This window comes from Roseovarius sp. E0-M6 (assembly GCF_037083845.1).
GTDB lineage: Bacteria > Pseudomonadota > Alphaproteobacteria > Rhodobacterales > Rhodobacteraceae > Roseovarius.
The window spans coordinates 664,858-681,644 of sequence record NZ_JBAPLA010000002.1 but is presented as its reverse complement, the minus strand read 5'-3'; the positions used below and the strand labels follow the sequence as shown (position 1 = coordinate 681,644).

The window sequence follows — 16,787 nt, the reverse complement described above, 5'->3', positions numbered from 1 at the left end:
TGGTGCCAGCGAGAAAACTCCACGAGGCGAGAAGATAAAAAAGCCAGTTCAGGCGGCGGGCAAGACGTCGGAGTTCTTGGCATAAACGCGCCGGCGTTTTTCGCTGATCAGGTCCGCGATCCGGTAGAGCGCAATCCCGCGCATAACGAACCCGGCCGGGATGAACGCCCAGAAACAAGTGATCCAGATCAGGTTTTGTTGCTCCAGAAATCCGAGCTTCTCCGCCATATCGGTTGTCGCAAGCGCCGCAAGTGGCACCAAGAATGGCAGCAGAAAGCCTAACGAAGCATTAATACTCGCATCTCGGATCAGACGATTGACCACATCGCCCCCGCCAGTCGGATCGAAAAGCGGCATGTTGATGCAGACATTGAACGCCCCGTTGCGCACCGGCCAGTTGAGAAGCCACACCACCACGATGAAGGTAAAGATCATCAGCAGAGACATGAAATAGCTGAGTCCGGCCAACGTGCGGACGATTTGAACCCGCGCCGGATCAGCATCGAAGGGCAACACATTGACGAAAGACCGGACCGGCGAATAAGGGAAATCCAGAAGCCGCGCAAAGCCATCCGCCCAAAGGCCAAGGCCGCTCGCGATGCTTTCACCGCGCAGGATCAACGTCATGACCAGCACCGTGAATGCCGCGAACCCGAACTTTAACCGGTTGTAAGGCGGGGCAAACCGAAACTCGATCAGGCTGGGATATTGGCCGAAATATTCGGCAAACACGAGCAGAGCCGAGACCACCGCGACAATCACGACCATCTGGGAAGTTTCGCTATGCACATCATAAAGCAGGAGCGACGGTAACGAGACCATCAATACCACCAAAAATGCCCGCACAACCGCGCCTGTCAGACTCGCCATCACTGTCCGATCCCTTCAAACTGGCCCGGCACGATACCATCGTCGCACCATTGTCCCAACTTGATTCCGCCTTTTCGACGGTATGCCTCAATATGGCCTAATTGTTGCCGCTTTTTGGATTCCTTCTCAAGAACTTGCTGAGCGTGCTGTCCCGATTGACATGAATTGGTGACGACGGTGGTGCGCGATTGCATCAAGTTCACAGGCCCGAAATGGCAGATGTCCGATGCACCACAAGATATTGTGAATGTTGATATTTCACCCACAAAGACGCCCACCCCCGTTATAAGGGTGGGCGAAAAGAGGTTAAATCCGGATCGGAGCGGTCAGACCCAGGGGCGTTCCGCACTGACGCGGGCTTCGAACGTATCGATGGCCGCGACCTTCTCCATGGTGAGGCCGATGTCATCAAGCCCCTCGAGCAGACAATGTTTCTTGAACGCGTCCACCTCGAACGAGAAGGTTTCTCCGTCGGAGGTGGTGACTGTTTGTGCCTCGAGATCGACGGTCATGCGCGCGTTCGACCCCTTTTCGGCATCCTGCATCAGCACATCCACCTGCTCTTGCGGCAGGGCGATCGGCAGAATGCCGTTCTTGAAACAGTTGCTATAGAAAATATCGGCAAAGCTGGGCGCTATGACACAGCGGATGCCGAAATCCTTGATCGCCCAAGGCGCATGCTCACGCGAGGAGCCACAGCCGAAATTCTCACCGGCGACAAGGATGTCCGCCTCGCGATACTGAGGCTGGTTCAGGACGAAATCGGGAATCTCGTTTCCTTGCCGATCATAACGCATCTCGTCGAAGAGGTTCACACCCAACCCCGACCGCTTGATCGTTTTCAGGAACTGCTTGGGGATGATCATATCGGTATCGATATTCACCATCGGCATGGGCGCCGCGACGCCGGTCAGCTTTTCGAACTTCTCCATTACATCATTCCCCGCACATCGGTCAGTTTTCCGGTCACAGCCGCCGCCGCCGCCATCGCGGGGCTCATGAGATGCGTGCGGCCCTTATAGCCCTGCCGCCCCTCGAAGTTTCGGTTCGACGTGGAGGCACAACGCTCTCCCTCGCTCAGTTGGTCAGGGTTCATCGCCAGACACATGGAACAGCCCGCGAGCCGCCATTCAAAGCCCGCTTCCTTGAAGATGTCGGCCAGCCCCTCTTCCTCGGCCTGCGCCCGCACAAGGCCCGAACCGGGCACGACCATCGCACGCATCCCGTCCTTGACCTTTCGCCCCTTGAGAACCGCCGCGGCAGCGCGCAGATCCTCGATGCGGCCATTTGTACACGAGCCTATAAAGACAGTGTCGATCTCCACATCGCTGAGCGCCATGCCCGGCGTAAGCCCCATATAATCGAGCGCGCGGGTCACGGCACTCACCTTACCGCCCGAAAAATCACCGGGGCCCGGGACATTCGCAGTGATGGGAAGCACATCCTCGGGCGACGTTCCCCAAGTCACGACCGGTGCGATATCCTCACCCTTGATGGTGATGACCTTGTCCCAGTGCGCGTCGTCATCCGAAAAAAGCGTTTTCCACCACGTGAGCGCGGCTTCCCATTGTGCCCCCTTGGGCGCATGCGGGCGGCCTTTCACGTATTCGAACGTCGTCTCATCCGGTGCGATAAGACCGGCGCGTGCGCCGCCTTCGATGGCCATGTTGCAGACAGTCATCCGACCTTCCATGGAAAGCGAGCGAATGGCCTCTCCACAATACTCGATCACATAGCCGGTGCCGCCCGCCGTGCCGGTATGGCCGATCACCGAAAGGGTGATGTCCTTGGCCGTGACACCAGGGGCCAGTTGCCCGGTGATTTCGACCTTCATGTTCTTCGATTTGGACTGAATGAGGGTCTGGGTGGCCAGCACATGCTCGACCTCGCTGGTTCCGATACCGTGGGCCAGCGCGCCGAATGCGCCATGAGTCGCGGTGTGGCTGTCTCCGCACACGACGGTCATGCCAGGAAGCGTCCAACCCTGCTCAGGACCGACAATATGCACGATCCCCTGACGCACATCGCTCACCGGGTAATAATGGATGCCGAAATCCTTGGCGTTGAGATCAAGCGCCTCGACCTGGATGCGGCTTTCGGGGTTTTCGATCCCGTTCACACGGTCCAACGTGGTCGGCACGTTGTGGTCCGGCACCGCAATCGTCTTGTCCGGCGCCCGCACCGTGCGGCCCGCCATCCGCAAGCCTTCGAAGGCCTGAGGGCTCGTCACTTCGTGGACGAGATGGCGGTCAATATAAAGAAGGCAGGTGCCATCATCGGCCTCGTGAGCCAAATGAGCATCCCATATCTTGTCGTAAAGTGTTTTGGGGGACATCGGTCCTCTCCCGTTTTGTCAGGTGGAATTCAGGCGTGCGGACTCAGGCGCGCCTTATAGCCGCGCGAGCACTGTCATGGACGCACCGAAAAACCGCCAAGGAAGGCGCGCGCGATCATCCATGTCGAAAATCCGTGTCATGCGTCGCAGATACATCCTGAGCCCGGCTCTATCAAGAGGTATGCGCGCCAATCGCCCTCACGTCCAGTCATGACACGCTCACCAAACTGCTGCTTTCTTCTCGCCCGCAATATCCCGGGGTGTCTGAGGGGCTGGCCCCTCAGGGCCCGCGTGGCCCGAACGCAATCATCGGGCGTGGCGCACAGCCACACCATTGGAACATCAATCAGGCGCCAGCATATAGCCTTCGCCGCGCACCGTCTGAAGATAACGGGGCTGCTTCGGGTCCGCCTCGATCTTGCGCCTGAGACGGGTGATCTGCACGTCCACAGCGCGTTCCTGCGCCTGCCCTTTGTCGCGGCCCAGATCCTCGACCAATTTGCTACGGCTGACCGGTTGTCGCAGGTTTTCGGTGAATATCCGCATAAGTTGGGTCTCGGTCGCAGTCAGTCGGACAACCTCGCCGCCCTGCAACAATTCCGACCGGTCGATATCGTATCGCACCGGGCCCAGGTTCAAAATCTTGGGCATCGCCACGTTCGGTTCGGGATCAGGCATGCGCCGCAAGATCGCGTTGATCCGAAGCAGGAGCTCTCGTGGCTCAAACGGCTTGGAGAGATAGTCATCCGCCCCGGCCTCAAGCCCCGCGATGCGGTCATCGGTCTCGCCTTTCGCGGTCAAAAGCAGGATCGGCGTCGTGAGCGTCTTGCGCAAATCCGAAGTGAGGCTGATGCCGTCCTGACCGGGCATCATCACATCAAGCACGATAAGGTCAAATTCCAGCCCAGATAGAATACGTTGTGCATGCGCGGCATCACGCGCCGCCGAGACCAGAAACCCCTGCCGGGCCAGAAATTTGCGAAGAAGCTCGCGAATTCGTTCATCGTCATCAACGATCAGCAGATGCGGCGCCGGATCGGTCATTGGCCCTGCTCGCGAATGGCGTAATAGCGGCGGCGCATGTCCGGGTCCATCATCGCCTCGAGAACCTGACGAAACCCGGCGACGGCCTCGGGGCCCGCCGCGCGGTAAGCGCCTCGCATACGGGCGCGTTGTGCATCACTCAATTTCTGTTCCAGTGCCTTGCCCTCGTCGGTGAGGTATAAATTGCGCTGGCGCTTGTCCTGGCTTCCGACCCGGCTCTCGACGAGGCCATCGGCAACTAATGTGCGCAGCACACGGTTGAGAGATTGCTTCGTCACGCCCAGAATAGCCAGCAGGTTATTCACTGTTGTTCCCGGTCGGCGCGAAATGAAATGAATGGCACGATGGTGCGCGCGTCCATAGGCAAGTGTCTCGAGTATCCGGTCAGGATCGGCGGTGAACCCGCGATAGGCGAAAAACATCGCCTCGATACCAAGCCGCAACTGTTCGTCGGTCAGAAACAGCAGGGCTTCGCCGCCTTTGCCATCTGCCATGCCTACCTCCCGTTCGTTGGTTCGCTCCGCCCCGAGGTTATGTCAGCTTTATTGACATTCCAAGCCCATACTGGTAGCGAATCGAAGATTTGACGCAACTTTATGTCCACTTCGGACATATTTGGCGCAACAAACGCAAAACTGGGCTCAAAAAGGGAATAAGCGCGATGGCGGGATATGACGACCGTGACGGCATGATCTGGATGGATGGCAAGCTGGTGGATTGGCGTGCGGCCAACGTACACATCCTGACACATGCGATGCATTACGCAAGTTCGGTCTTCGAAGGTGAGCGCGCCTATAATGGCAAGATATTCAAGAGCCGCGAGCATTCCGAGCGCCTGCATTTTTCCGCCGGTGAACTGGATTTTCAGATTCCGTGGACTGTCGACGAGATCGAGGCGGCCAAGCAGGAGGTGCTTTCCGCAAATGGCCATACTGACGCCTATGTACGGGCTCTGGCATGGCGTGGCGCGGGCGAAGACATGGGGGTCGCCTCGGCGCGCAATCCCGTCCACCTCGCGATCGCGGCGTGGGAATGGGGCGCTTATTACGGCGACGCCAAGATGAAAGGCGCCAAGCTCGATATTTCCAAGTGGAAGCGCCCCTCGCCCGAAACGATCCCGGTGCATGCCAAGGCCGCCGGTCTTTACATGATCTGCACCACGTCCAAGCACGCCGCCGAAGCCAAGGGATGCTCGGATGCGCTCTTTATGGATTATCGCGGCTACGTGGCCGAGGCGACGGGGGCCAACATCTTCTTCGTCAAGGAAGGCGAAGTTCACACACCCCTGCCCGACTGTTTCCTCAACGGTCTTACGCGGCAGACTGTCATCGGGATGCTGAAGGACCGTCAGATCAAGATTCACGAACGCCACATCATGCCCGAGGAGATGGAAGGATTCGAGCAATGCTGGCTGACCGGCACCGCCGCGGAGGTGACACCCGTGGGTCAGATTGGCGATTATCACTTCGAAGTGGGCGCTCTGACACGCGAAATCGCCGAGAGTTACGAAAAACTGGTGCGCAGCTGATCCGCCGGATACCAAGGATTTTGACATGGAAAGGGCGGGATAATTCCCGCCCTTTTTCGTGTCTGGATTTCGATATGCAGATAAGCGAGCCTCGCTTTGCGCATGTGCTTGGCCTTAGCCCGGCGACATCCCCCGAAGACGCTCGGACCGGCGGCGGAGTAGTTCGACCGTGGTCAGTAGCGCGATGGAGATCATCACGAGGATCGTAGCCACGGCAAGGATGGTGGGCGAAATCTGTTCGCGCAGGCCGGTGAACATCTGCCACGGCAGGGTCTTTTGGCTGGCCGAGCCGACAAAGAGGACCACGACCACCTCATCGAAAGAGGTGATGAAGGCAAAGAGCCCGCCCGAGATCACCCCCGGCAGGATAAGCGGCATCTGAATGCGGAAGAATGTGGTCACCGGGTTCGCGCCCATGTTGGCCGCCGCCCGCGTGAGCGACCGGTCAAAGCCCACCAGAGTCGCGGTGACCGTGATGATCACGAACGGAATCCCAAGCACGGCATGCGCAAGGATCACCTTCACATATCCGACGAAGTTCTTGTTGAGGCCGATAGTCCCTTCGAGAAAGTTGCCGATCTGGCTGTAGAAGAAGAACATGCCCGTCGCGGAAATGATCAGCGGCACAATCATAGGTGAAATCAGAACCGCCATGATCGCGCGGCGTCCGGGCACGTGGCTCTGGCTCAGACCGATGGCCGCCAGCGTGCCAAGGCTCACCGATATGATGGTCGCGATCGGCGCGATGATCAGCGAGTTCTTGAAGCTGCGCTGCCAGTCATTGTTGGTGAAGAAATCCTGATAGTGCTTGAGGCTGTAGCCTTCGGGGTCGAAGCGGAGCATCTCGGGTGTAAAGGTAAAGAAGTTCTCGGCGTTGAAGCTGAGCGGGATCACCACGAGAATCGGCGTGATCAAGAAGACGAAAATCGCGCCACAGATCACCCGGAAGGAATAGTGCCAGAGCACCTGACCTGCGGTGGTATAGGGCGGAAGCTTGGCCCGATACCGCCCTTCATAGAGCCAGTGGATGAACCAGCCAAAGAACCAGCCCGCGAAGGCGCCAAGAACGGCAAGAGGTATCCCGCCGAAAAGGAAACCCAGAACCACGAACAGCCCAACTGTCAGCCAGCGGGCCATTTTCTCGTTATCCAGCTTTGGCAGAATGAACGCCAGTCCACCCACGAGCACGGCCCCAATGACCACGCCCAGAAAGCCAGACCCGTTGGCCGTGCCCACAAAGAGGCCAAGGAACGCTCCGGCAGCGGCGGAACACGCCGAGACAAAGCCAAGGGGTTTGCGGGAAATATCGGTTAGTTTCATTTCGCTTACCCCAGCTTCACGTTGTCGATGCCGACGATCTTGTCATAGGCCCAGTAGAGGATGAGCACGACCACCAGAAGGATACTGCCAAGAGCCGCAGCCAGACCCCAGTTGAGCGAACTCGAAATGTGATATGCAATCCGGTTCGAGATGAAGACGCCCTTGGTGCCGCCCACGATCTCGGGCGTGATGTAGTAACCAATCGAGAGGATGAAGACGAGAATCGACCCCGCCCCGATACCGGGCACCGATTGCGGGAAATAGACCCGCCAGAAGGCTGTCCAGTTTGTCGCGCCAAGCGATTTCGCCGCGCGCAGATAGCTGGGCGGTATCGTCTGCATCACCGAATACATCGGCAGGATCATGAAAGGCAGCAAGATATGCGTCATCGCGATGATCGTGCCCGTCTGGTTGTTGATCAGGACGAGCCGCGCCGCATCCGGCACCATGCCGAGCCAGACGAGAACGTCATTGATCACACCCTGCTGCTGAAGCATCACCTTCCACGCCGATGTCCGGACGAGTAGCGAGGTCCAGAATGGCAAGAGGACAAGGATCATGAGCATGTTTGCCGTGCGCATGGGCAAGTTGGACAGGATCCACGCGATCGGATAGCCCAGAAGGATGCACGATCCGGTGATGATGAGCGACATGATCAGCGTGCGCACGAAAAGCTTGACGAGGATCTGTTTGCTTTCGGGCTGTGCTTCGGGGCCATCCGGCGTGATACGCATATCAACGGCATTCAGGAAGTAACCGCTGGTGATGGCAGGCGCGAAGGTCTGAATCGTGCGCCACGTGTCGATATTGACCCAATCCTTGTCCACCTCTCCCATGATGGCCTCGTAATCGGGGGCCGCGATGGCATCGCTTGCCTTCAGATTGCGCAGCATATCGGCCTGCGGTCCCTGATACCCGGATACATCCGCGGTCTGAAGATCGGTGGCGAGGGCCACGAAAAGCTGTTCAAGTGGCTTTTCCGTCGCGACTTCGTCTTCGTCGATGAGTTCAGCCATCACCGCGAAGGCCGCATATTCCCGCGCCGTCAGCGGCAGGAGTTCCGAAATTTCGGCTCCGGGGGTGAAATCCACGTTCCCGCGCAGGACCGTATCGTCAAGCGCCGAAAGACGTTTCTTGGCGTCCTTGAGCAGGCTTTCATTGGTTTCGGCACCTTCTGCGCCGGACATGAGCGCATACCATGTCTCACCGTCTTTCCACGCGTCGTTCACCGCGCTGAATTCCTTGCGGTAATCCTTGCCGACATCGTCAAGCTTGCGGCCCGACTGACGGAACAGGGATGACATGCCCGTGCTTTCATAGTTCAGGCGCGTCCCGAGACGGGTGTGCCGTTTGACCTCGGCGGCGAGAAACAGATCGTAATAAAGCGATTGAAACAGAGCTTGAGACGGAAGCTCTCCCGACGATCCGTCCCATTGATCAATCTGTTCAACAGTATAGGGAAGCGTGTTGCCCACGATGTCATTCTCGACCGATCGCATCAGCATCGAGATGATGGGCCAGATGAAGGACAGCAGAACAAAAATCAGAAGCGGCGCGATAAGGCCAAGCGCGCGCAGTTTCTGAACTCTGAGGGCGCGTGCAAGGCTGCGCTTGAGTGGCTTGCCATCCGCAGAAAGAACCGGCCCGCCCTGTTCGCTGTCTGCGATGCGGAGCCCGTCATCCGGCGTCGGTCCGCGCTTGCCTGTTGTTGCGTCTGTTACATCGCTCATCTCAGGTCCCCTCGACCAAAACGATTACACTATCGGCGGTGCGCCTGCGGATCTCGGCCACCTCTTGGTAGGCGGGATCATTATACGCGGCGCGCGCGGCCTCATAGCTTGGAAATTCTATGACAACGTGACGCTCCTGCGTCTCGCCTTCGGGCGTTTCGGAGGCCCCGCCCCGAACGATGAACTTGCCCCCAAGTCCAAGAAGAATCGGCGTATCCTTCTCGACATACTCCTTGTATGCCTCCGGATCGTTCACAGTGATGTGGCCGATGAGATAGCCCTTGGGCATAATAGGCGCGTGTCCCCTGTCAGGTGGCATGCGCCATACATGTGGCGCGTGCTCGTTTGTTATTGTTGGGGTGCGCAGTGACTGCGCACCCCGAAGCTCGGCTTATTGAGCCAGCCACGCCTGGAATTTGGCGTCGATATCGTCGCGGTAGTCAGCCCAGAACTCGTAGTTGTAGAGGAACGTGTTCTTGGCGTTGTCCGGATCGGTGGGCATATGCGGCGCCATGTCGATACCCAAGTCGGCATGCTTGCCAACCAAAGGCGCCGAGGATTTGCGTGCCGGGCCGTACGAGATGTACTTGGCCTGATCCGCCAGACGCTGTGTGTCCGTCGCGAACATGATGTAGTCCAGGGCACGGGCCTTGCGCTCATCCGAAAGACCGACAGGAATGATCCAGCCGTCAAGGTCGAAGACCTGAGCGTCCCACATCATCGCAACCGGCTGATCCTGCTCTTCGATCACGCTGAAGAGACGGCCATTGTATGTCGAGCCCATGAAGACCTCGCCATCAGCCAGAAGCTGCGGGGTGTCGGCACCGGCCGACCACCAGACCACGTCGTCCTTGATCTCGTCGAGCTTGGCAAGCGCCTGATCCTGGCCTTCTGCGGTGGCCAGCACGTCATAGACTTCATCCTTCGCGACGCCGTCACAAAGCAGAGCCCATTCCATGTTGTTGATCGGACGCTTCTCGAGCGAACGCTTGCCCGGATAGGTCTCGGTGTCGAACACGTCGCAGATGTCGTTGGGCGCCTCGGCACCTTCCGGCACCATGTCGGTGCGGTAGCCGAAGGTCGTCGAGTAAACGATCTGCGGAATGAAGCAGTCACCGACCAGAAGATCACCGAAATCTTCCGAGGCGGGCGTGCCATCGGGGGCATCGGCCAGCATCTCATCGGGGTCGATTTCCATGGCCAGACCTTCGTCGCACAGACGCAGGGCATCGGCGGCCACGACGTCAACGACGTCCCATGTGATGTTGTCGGCTTCGTTCATGGCGCGCAGCTTGGCCACGGCCTCGTTCGAGCTTTCATCGTTGATGATCTCGACGCCCGTTTTTTCCATGTAGGGCTCGTGATAGGCATTCTGCTGGGATGCCGAATAAGCACCACCCCAGGAGACGATTGTCATCTTGTCAGCCATTTCTTCGGCCACGGAACCGCCTGCCACGAAGGTCAGTGCAGTCGTTGCCAGAAGTGCATTGGTCAATTTCATGTGTATTCTCCCTAAGTCTACCCGTTACTGTTATCTTGGTGATCCGCGATACGGGTCTATGGCACGGACCCCCTGTTCATCACCCCAGTCAGACTGGGGCGAGAAGGTCGAATATCAAGCTTCGAGCGCGCGGCAGTCCCGCGGCAGCCAGCCGATTTCAATCTGCTCGCCGGGTTTGAGCCGGACTTGGTCGGGGGCATTCCGGGTCTTGACGATAAAGTCATCATTGCCCGCGACACTGAGACGGGTGCGGAAAATATCACCCATATAGATGAATTCCTTCACCTCGGCCTTGAGGGTGTGAACCCCCGGCTGAAGCCGTTCCTTGTTGAACTCCACGCGCTCAGGACGGATCGACACACGGGTGCGATCGCCGACTTTTGAGACGTTGACAGGTTTGCAGTCGATAACCTCACCATCGTCGAGCTCAACAAGAGCTTGCTCCCCGTCGATTTGCTTGACGGTTCCCATCAGGGTGTTGTTTTCGCCGATAAACTGCGCAACGAAGCTGTTCTCGGGTTCTTCATAAAGCTGATCGGGCGCCGCGAGCTGTTGAATGCGGCCATCGTCGAACACCGCCACGCGGTCCGACATTGTCAAGGCTTCGGTCTGGTCGTGGGTCACGTAAACAACCGTGATGCCCAGACGGTGCGCCAGATCGGTAATCTCGAACTGCATCTTTTCGCGAAGCTGTTTGTCGAGCGCGCCCAGCGGCTCGTCCATCAGGACGAGTTCGGGCTCGAACACCAATGCCCGCGCAAGTGCGACACGCTGTTGCTGACCGCCCGAAAGCTGTGCCGGGCGGCGTCCGCCGAAATCACCCATCTCGACCATGTCGAGCGCGCGCTTGACCTTGCCCTCGCGGTCGGATTTGCCGATCTTTCTCACTTCAAGCGGAAAGCTCAGGTTTTCAGCGATCGTCATGTGCGGGAAGAGTGCGTAATTCTGAAACACCATGCCGATACCGCGTTTGTGCGGCGGGATGTTGTTGATTGACGTGCCACCAAGACGGATGTCGCCATGCGTCGCGGTTTCAAACCCCGCCAGCATCATCAGACATGTCGTCTTCCCTGACCCTGAGGGCCCAAGCATCGTCAGAAATTCGCCCCTGGGCATTGAAAGGTTCAGGTCTTTGACGACCAGTGTCTCACCATCATAGCTCTTTTGCACCCGTTCGAATTCGACGAATGCATCGCCAGTGTCTTTGTTAGCCAAAGGTGGCTCCCCGTTTTATTTTTTCTCGCAGCTAACCTGCGTTCCGCCGAAACTAAACCGTGTTAGCGGAACAGATGCAAGCAGGTTACGGCGTTTTAATAGCAGAATGCGACATAGCCGGCGCTAAAATCACCTTTAAAAGCAAGTGCGAACCGCTTGTTTTCGGGGCATGTTAAGATTTCTCGTGCGCGCCACGGGAAATTCCTGCAAGGTCCGCCTCTGTCGATTTGCAGCAGATGGAACACGCCATGATTCAGAAGTTCATCCCCTTTGAACGCACCGAGTATGACCGGCGCCTCGCCAAGACACGCGCGGCGATGGAAGATGCGTCACTCGACGTTCTTTTCGTCACGGATCCGTCCAATCAAAACTGGCTAACTGCCTATGATGGATGGTCTTTTTACGTTCATCAGGGGGTCATCGTCTTTCCCGACCGCGACCCTGTCTGGTGGGGCCGCAGGCAGGATGCCAACGGGGCGGTGCGGACTGTCTGGATGGAGGATGACTGCGTTCGGGGGTATGCTGATCACTTCGTGCAATCGACCGTCCGGCACCCGATGCAGGATCTTGCGGCGTTTCTGGAGGATCTGGGCCAAGGATCGGCCCGGATCGGGGTCGAAATGGACAACTACTATTTCTCGGCCAAGGCGATGCAGGTGCTTGAGGCGGGTCTGCCCAATGCACGATTCTCGAATGCGACGGCGCTGGTGAACTGGCAGCGGGCGATCAAATCGGACGCCGAGCTTGAGTTCATTCGCAAGGCCGGAGGAATCAGCCAGAAGATCATCGAGGGGCTGATGGAACGGGTCGAACCGGGTATCCCAAAGAACGAGATCGTGGCCGAAATCTACCGTGATGCGATCCGGGGCACCGACGGGGTTTGGGGCGACTATCCGGCCATCGTGCCGCTGCTACCTTCGGGGTCAGACGCGGCCGCGCCGCACCTGACATGGGACGGTCGAGAGTTTGCCAGCGGTGAGGCGACATTCTTTGAGATTTCAGGATGTTACCGACGCTATCACGCGCCGATCAGCCGCACGATTTTCCTTGGAACACCCGATGATACGCTACGCCGGGCCGAGGCCGCACTGGTTGAGGGGCTTGAAGCGGGGCTTGAAAAAGCCCGCGCCGGGAACCGTGCCTGCGACATTGCCAATGCACTGGCCGGACCGCTTGAGCGGGCGGGGATCGAACGCGGTGCGCGCTGTGGGTATCCCATCGGGCTCAGCTATCCACCGGACTGGGGCGAGCGGACGATCTCGCTCAGGGCCGAGGATGAAACGGTGCTGGAACCGGGAATGACCTTCCATTTCATGCCCGGCCTGTGGATGACGGACTGGGGCATGGAGATCACCGAATCCATCTGCATCCGTGAAGATGGCCCGCCGGAAACCTTCTGTGACCTGCCACGCAAGCTCATCGTGAAGGGCTGATCGGCGAATCGCCTTTAAATCAAGGCCGGGGGCCGGAAAACAACGTCGGCATCCACGTCGGTATCACGTCGGTGCGTCTGGACGGTCCCCCCATGATTTACGCAACGCCCGGTGGGTTCACCGGATTTGGGGGCAGAGCGGTTGCCGGGCGGAGGGAGACGAATCGTGCGGGAGAGCCCGCCCTTTCGGAGATCGAAGTGCCGCGCTCGGCCTGACCCCCGGACGGGCCTTGGGGTGGGCAGAATGCCCACCCTACGGTTTTGATGAGGCGTTGTGCGAGGCCCCGGCTCGGGGCCGGGGCGTGTAGGGTTGGTGGGCAGATTGCCCACCCTGCGCAGGCGCCTCAGCCGGCTTCCATCAGCCCTTGTGCTTTCAAGTCGGCGTGCGTCTTGTCGAGCACGGCCCAAGCGCGTTCGACCAACGTATCAACTTCGTCCTTGGTGATGACGAGCGGCGGCGAGATCACCATCCGGTCACCGACATGGCGCATGACGACGCCACTTGCGAAGCAGTGTTCGCGACAGATGAGGCCCGCGGTTCCGGTGTCGGCCTTGAAGGGCGCGCGGTTGGCGGGATCGGGGCTCAGCGCGATGGAGCCCATAAGGCCGATGATACGGGCCTCGCCCACCAGAGGGTGATCGGCCAGCGCCTCCCACTTCTCCTTGATGTAGGGGGCGGTTTCGCTCCCCGCGCGCTCAACGATGCCTTCCTCCTCGAGGATGCGCAGGTTTTCGAGCGCGACGGCACAGGACACGGGGTGGCCGGAATAGGTATAGCCGTGGGCAAAATCGCAATCGTTCATGACTTGGGCCACCTCGTCACACAGAAGCGAACCGCCGATGGGCGCATAGCCCGACGAAAGACCCTTGGCGATGGTCATGATATGCGGCTTGATCCCCATGGTTTCGGAGCCGAACCATTTGCCGGTGCGGCCAAACCCGGTGATCACTTCGTCAGCGATGAGCAGGATGCCGTGCTTGTCGCAGATGCGCTGAATCTCGGGCCAGTAGGTTTCGGGCGGGATGATCACGCCGCCAGCGCCCTGCACGGGCTCTCCGATGAACGCGGCGACCCGGTGGGCGCCATAATGCTCGATCGCCTCTTCAAGCTGACGGGCGCGGGCGAGGCCGAACTCTTCGGGCGACATGTCACCGCCTTGGGCATACCAGTTCGGCTCTTCTATGTGGTGGATATCCTCGATGGGCAGGCCGCCATGGGCGTGCATCGGTTTCATCCCGCCGAGGCTCGCGCTTCCGACCGAGGAGCCGTGATAGGCGTTGTGGCGCGAGATGATGATCTTTTTCTCGGGGTGCCCCTTTTCGGCCCAGTAGGTGCGCACCAGCCGGATGTTGGTGTCATTCGCTTCGGAGCCGGAGGAGGCGTAGAAGACATTGTTGATGCCTTCGGGGGCCAGTTCAGCGAGCTTCTGCGAGAGCGCGATGGCGGGCACGTGGGTCGTCTGAAAGAAGGTGTTGTAGTAGGGCAGTTCCTTCATCTGGCGTGCCGCGGCGTCGGCCAGTTCATCCCGGCCATAGCCGAGATTGACGCACCAGAGACCCGCCATGGCATCCAGCATCTGATTGCCGTCGCTGTCGGTCAGCGTCACGCCGCGGGCGCGGGTGATGACGCGCGCGCCCTTGCCCTTGAGCTCGGTCCCCGAGGTGAAGGGGTGCATGTGGTGGGCCGCGTCAAGCGCCTGAAGTTCGGCGGTGGGCGGATGATTGGTGAGCATGTTCATGGACGGACCTTTCGTGCTGAGAGCGGGGTGCCCGGCCCGTGGCCGGCGTCTGCGCAGCAGAATATGATCAAATCCTGAATTGTCAACCGAATCAGCGGAACGCCCCCTATTGGTCGAATGCGGCGCGCAATTGCTCCATTCCCTGAAGCACATCCTCGCGAATTGCGCGGGCCGCGGCTTCGGCATCGCGGGCGCGCAGGGCCTCTACCGTATCCTTGTGCCGATCGGGCAAATTCTGGGTGCCGATTCGGCCACAGACCACCCGCATCGAGGGTCCGAACCGAAGCCAGAGACCTTCGGCCATTTCGGCGAGAATCGGGGCCTCCGCCATGTCGTACATATGCTTGTGAAACCGGTAGTTCAGCTCAAGATATGATCTGTGATCCCCGGTCTCGATGGCGCGATCAAGCGCGGTGTCGAGGCTTGCCAGATGGGCCACGTCCTCGTCACTCGCCCGCTCGCATGCCTTGAGGGCAAGATGGGGATCAAGCCATTGCCGGGCCACGATAATCTGAGCGATACTCGACGCCTTGAGAAGTGGCACACTGACCCGGCGGTTGCCCCGCGACTCCAACGCGCCCTGCGGCACCAGCCTGCGGATCGCCTCGCGCACCGGGGTCATGCCGACACCCAGCTCATCCACCAACCCCTGTATCGTCACCGCCTGCCCCGGAGACAGGTCGCCGAACAGCACCATCGCGCGCAGTTTGCGGTACACCAGTTCATGGGCGGGCAGGTTTGGCGGAGCCGGGGCTTCGGAGCCTGAAATGTCAGCGAATTCGGTCAATGTCAGATGGCTCCATCCGTCTATTTTGGCGTCGTCCCTTGCGAGTTTAACGACCCCATGAAAGCATTACCATATTGCAACGGAAGAAATAGTTTGATCAAATCCGTTGCGACGGTGCAAAGATAACGCCGCGAAAAGGGAGAACAAGATGAACAGACTTCTAATGACCACGACGACCGCCTTGGCATTCGGTGCAATGGCCGCGAATGCCGAGGAAGTGCGCGTCTATAACTGGTCCGACTACATCGACGAAGAGCTTATCGACAAGTTCGAGGAAGAGACCGGCATCGACCTGATCTATGACGTGTTCGACAGCAACGAGGTTCTGGAAACCAAGATGTTGGCCGGCGGGTCCGGTTATGATGTCGTCGTTCCCTCGGGCACGTTCCTGCAGCGCCAGATCTCTGCCGGTGCGTTCCAGAAACTGGACAAGTCCAAGCTTCCCAACATCGAACACATGTGGGACACGATCGAGGCCCGCACGGAGAAATACGATCCGAATAACGCGTATTCGATCAATTACATGTGGGGCACGACAGGGATTGGTGTGAACATCGACAAGGTGACGGATGCCTTGGGTGAAAACCCCCCGGTCGGGTCTCTCGACCTGATCTTCGAGCCCGATAACATGGAAAAGCTGGCCGAGTGCGGTGTGCATTTCCTTGATGCGCCGGTCGAGATGATCCCGGCCGCCCTGGCCTGGTTGGGCGAAGACCCCGACAGCCATGACCCGGACGTTATCGCCAAGGCCGAAGACGTTCTGGCCGGTGTGCGCCCCTATGTGCAGAAATTCCACAGTTCGGAATATATCAACGCACTTGCCAACGGCGATATCTGTGTCGCCTTCGGCTGGTCCGGGGACATCCTTCAAGCCCGTGACCGCGCCGATGAAGCGGATAACGGGGTGGTGATCCTGTATAATGCGCCGTCCGAAGGCGCTTTGATGTGGTTCGACCAGATGGCGATTCCGGTGGATGCACCCAATCCCGACGGCGCGCACACGTTCCTGAACTTCATCATGGAGCCCGAGAACATCGCCGCGGCCTCGAACTATGTCTATTATGCCAATGGCAACAAGGACGCCCAGAAGCTTCTGATCGAGGATGTGATCGGCGATCCTGCCGTTTATCCGGACGAAAAGACGCTGGAGAACCTCTATACCACGACGCCTTATCCGGCGAAGGTGCAGCGGATCGTCACGCGCCTCTGGACCAAGATCAAGTCGGGCACCTGAACCCCGTCAGCATCACACCCGCGCGGCATGGCCGCGCGGGTGTTTTACCCCC

Annotated in this window: 15 protein-coding genes; 3 read left to right on the top strand and 12 right to left on the bottom strand. The window is 59.1% G+C overall.

Translation table 11 applies throughout. The features are described from left to right. Window positions 1-48 precede the first annotated feature (48 nt). The 5 genes from V8359_RS09670 to V8359_RS09650 all read right to left on the bottom strand — a co-directional run bounded on the left by V8359_RS09670 (window position 49) and on the right by V8359_RS09650 (window position 4,743). Complete coding sequence (locus V8359_RS09670; protein ID WP_336428555.1) at window positions 49-870, bottom strand: hypothetical protein; 822 nt, start codon at window positions 868-870, stop codon at window positions 49-51. A 326-nt stretch (window positions 871-1,196) separates the two neighbouring features. Further along, the gene (leuD, locus tag V8359_RS09665) at window positions 1,197-1,802 is read right to left on the bottom strand and encodes a 3-isopropylmalate dehydratase small subunit (protein ID WP_336428554.1); all 606 of its coding nucleotides are present in this window, start codon (window positions 1,800-1,802) and stop codon (window positions 1,197-1,199) included. After that, window positions 1,802-3,205, bottom strand: a complete 1,404-nt coding sequence (leuC, locus tag V8359_RS09660; RefSeq protein ID WP_336428553.1) for a 3-isopropylmalate dehydratase large subunit — start codon at window positions 3,203-3,205, stop codon at window positions 1,802-1,804. The genes leuD and leuC overlap by 1 nt, the downstream gene beginning before the upstream one ends. 342 nt (window positions 3,206-3,547) lie before the next feature. Beyond that, window positions 3,548-4,249 (bottom strand): response regulator, encoded by a 702-nt coding sequence (locus tag V8359_RS09655; RefSeq protein ID WP_336428552.1) that lies wholly within the window; start codon window positions 4,247-4,249, stop codon window positions 3,548-3,550. Continuing rightward, entirely contained in the window at window positions 4,246-4,743 is a 498-nt protein-coding gene (locus tag V8359_RS09650) for a MarR family winged helix-turn-helix transcriptional regulator (protein WP_336428551.1), read from the bottom strand. Before V8359_RS09650 ends, V8359_RS09655 begins: the two co-directional genes overlap by 4 nt. A gap of 167 nt (window positions 4,744-4,910) precedes the next feature. Here V8359_RS09650 and V8359_RS09645 point away from each other — a divergent pair, with 167 nt between their 5' ends. Next, entirely contained in the window at window positions 4,911-5,777 is an 867-nt protein-coding gene (locus V8359_RS09645) for a branched-chain amino acid aminotransferase (protein ID WP_336428550.1), read from the top strand. Window positions 5,778-5,891: 114 nt separating this feature from the next. Here the strand turns inward: V8359_RS09645 and V8359_RS09640 are convergent, their stop codons facing one another. The 5 genes from V8359_RS09640 to V8359_RS09620 all read right to left on the bottom strand — a co-directional run bounded on the left by V8359_RS09640 (window position 5,892) and on the right by V8359_RS09620 (window position 11,543). Beyond that, window positions 5,892-7,097: an ABC transporter permease gene (locus V8359_RS09640; RefSeq protein WP_336428549.1), complete on the bottom strand. Its 1,206-nt coding sequence runs from the start codon at window positions 7,095-7,097 to the stop codon at window positions 5,892-5,894. Window positions 7,098-7,102: 5 nt separating this feature from the next. After that, window positions 7,103-8,827 carry an ABC transporter permease gene (locus tag V8359_RS09635; protein WP_336428548.1) on the bottom strand — a complete coding sequence of 575 codons (1,725 nt, stop codon included), beginning with the start codon at window positions 8,825-8,827 and terminating at the stop codon, window positions 7,103-7,105. Window position 8,828: 1 nt separating this feature from the next. After that, window positions 8,829-9,116: a DUF1330 domain-containing protein gene (locus V8359_RS09630; RefSeq protein WP_336428547.1), complete on the bottom strand. Its 288-nt coding sequence runs from the start codon at window positions 9,114-9,116 to the stop codon at window positions 8,829-8,831. A 102-nt stretch (window positions 9,117-9,218) separates the two neighbouring features. After that, complete coding sequence (locus tag V8359_RS09625; protein WP_336428546.1) at window positions 9,219-10,328, bottom strand: extracellular solute-binding protein; 1,110 nt, start codon at window positions 10,326-10,328, stop codon at window positions 9,219-9,221. A 114-nt stretch (window positions 10,329-10,442) separates the two neighbouring features. After that, complete coding sequence (locus tag V8359_RS09620) at window positions 10,443-11,543, bottom strand: ABC transporter ATP-binding protein (protein WP_336428544.1); 1,101 nt, start codon at window positions 11,541-11,543, stop codon at window positions 10,443-10,445. 248 nt (window positions 11,544-11,791) lie between these two features. Here V8359_RS09620 and V8359_RS09615 point away from each other — a divergent pair, with 248 nt between their 5' ends. Then, window positions 11,792-12,976 carry a M24 family metallopeptidase gene (locus V8359_RS09615; protein ID WP_336428542.1) on the top strand — a complete coding sequence of 395 codons (1,185 nt, stop codon included), beginning with the start codon at window positions 11,792-11,794 and terminating at the stop codon, window positions 12,974-12,976. Between the two features lie 343 nt (window positions 12,977-13,319). Here the strand turns inward: V8359_RS09615 and V8359_RS09610 are convergent, their stop codons facing one another. Both V8359_RS09610 and V8359_RS09605 read right to left on the bottom strand, forming a co-directional pair. Continuing rightward, window positions 13,320-14,714, bottom strand: a complete 1,395-nt coding sequence (locus tag V8359_RS09610) for an aspartate aminotransferase family protein (protein WP_336428541.1) — start codon at window positions 14,712-14,714, stop codon at window positions 13,320-13,322. Window positions 14,715-14,820: 106 nt separating this feature from the next. Next, entirely contained in the window at window positions 14,821-15,501 is a 681-nt protein-coding gene (locus tag V8359_RS09605; RefSeq protein WP_336428540.1) for a GntR family transcriptional regulator, read from the bottom strand. Window positions 15,502-15,649: 148 nt separating this feature from the next. Between V8359_RS09605 and V8359_RS09600 the strand changes: the two genes are divergently transcribed. Further along, entirely contained in the window at window positions 15,650-16,735 is a 1,086-nt protein-coding gene (locus V8359_RS09600) for a polyamine ABC transporter substrate-binding protein (protein WP_336428539.1), read from the top strand. The last annotated feature ends 52 nt before the right edge of the window (window positions 16,736-16,787 follow it).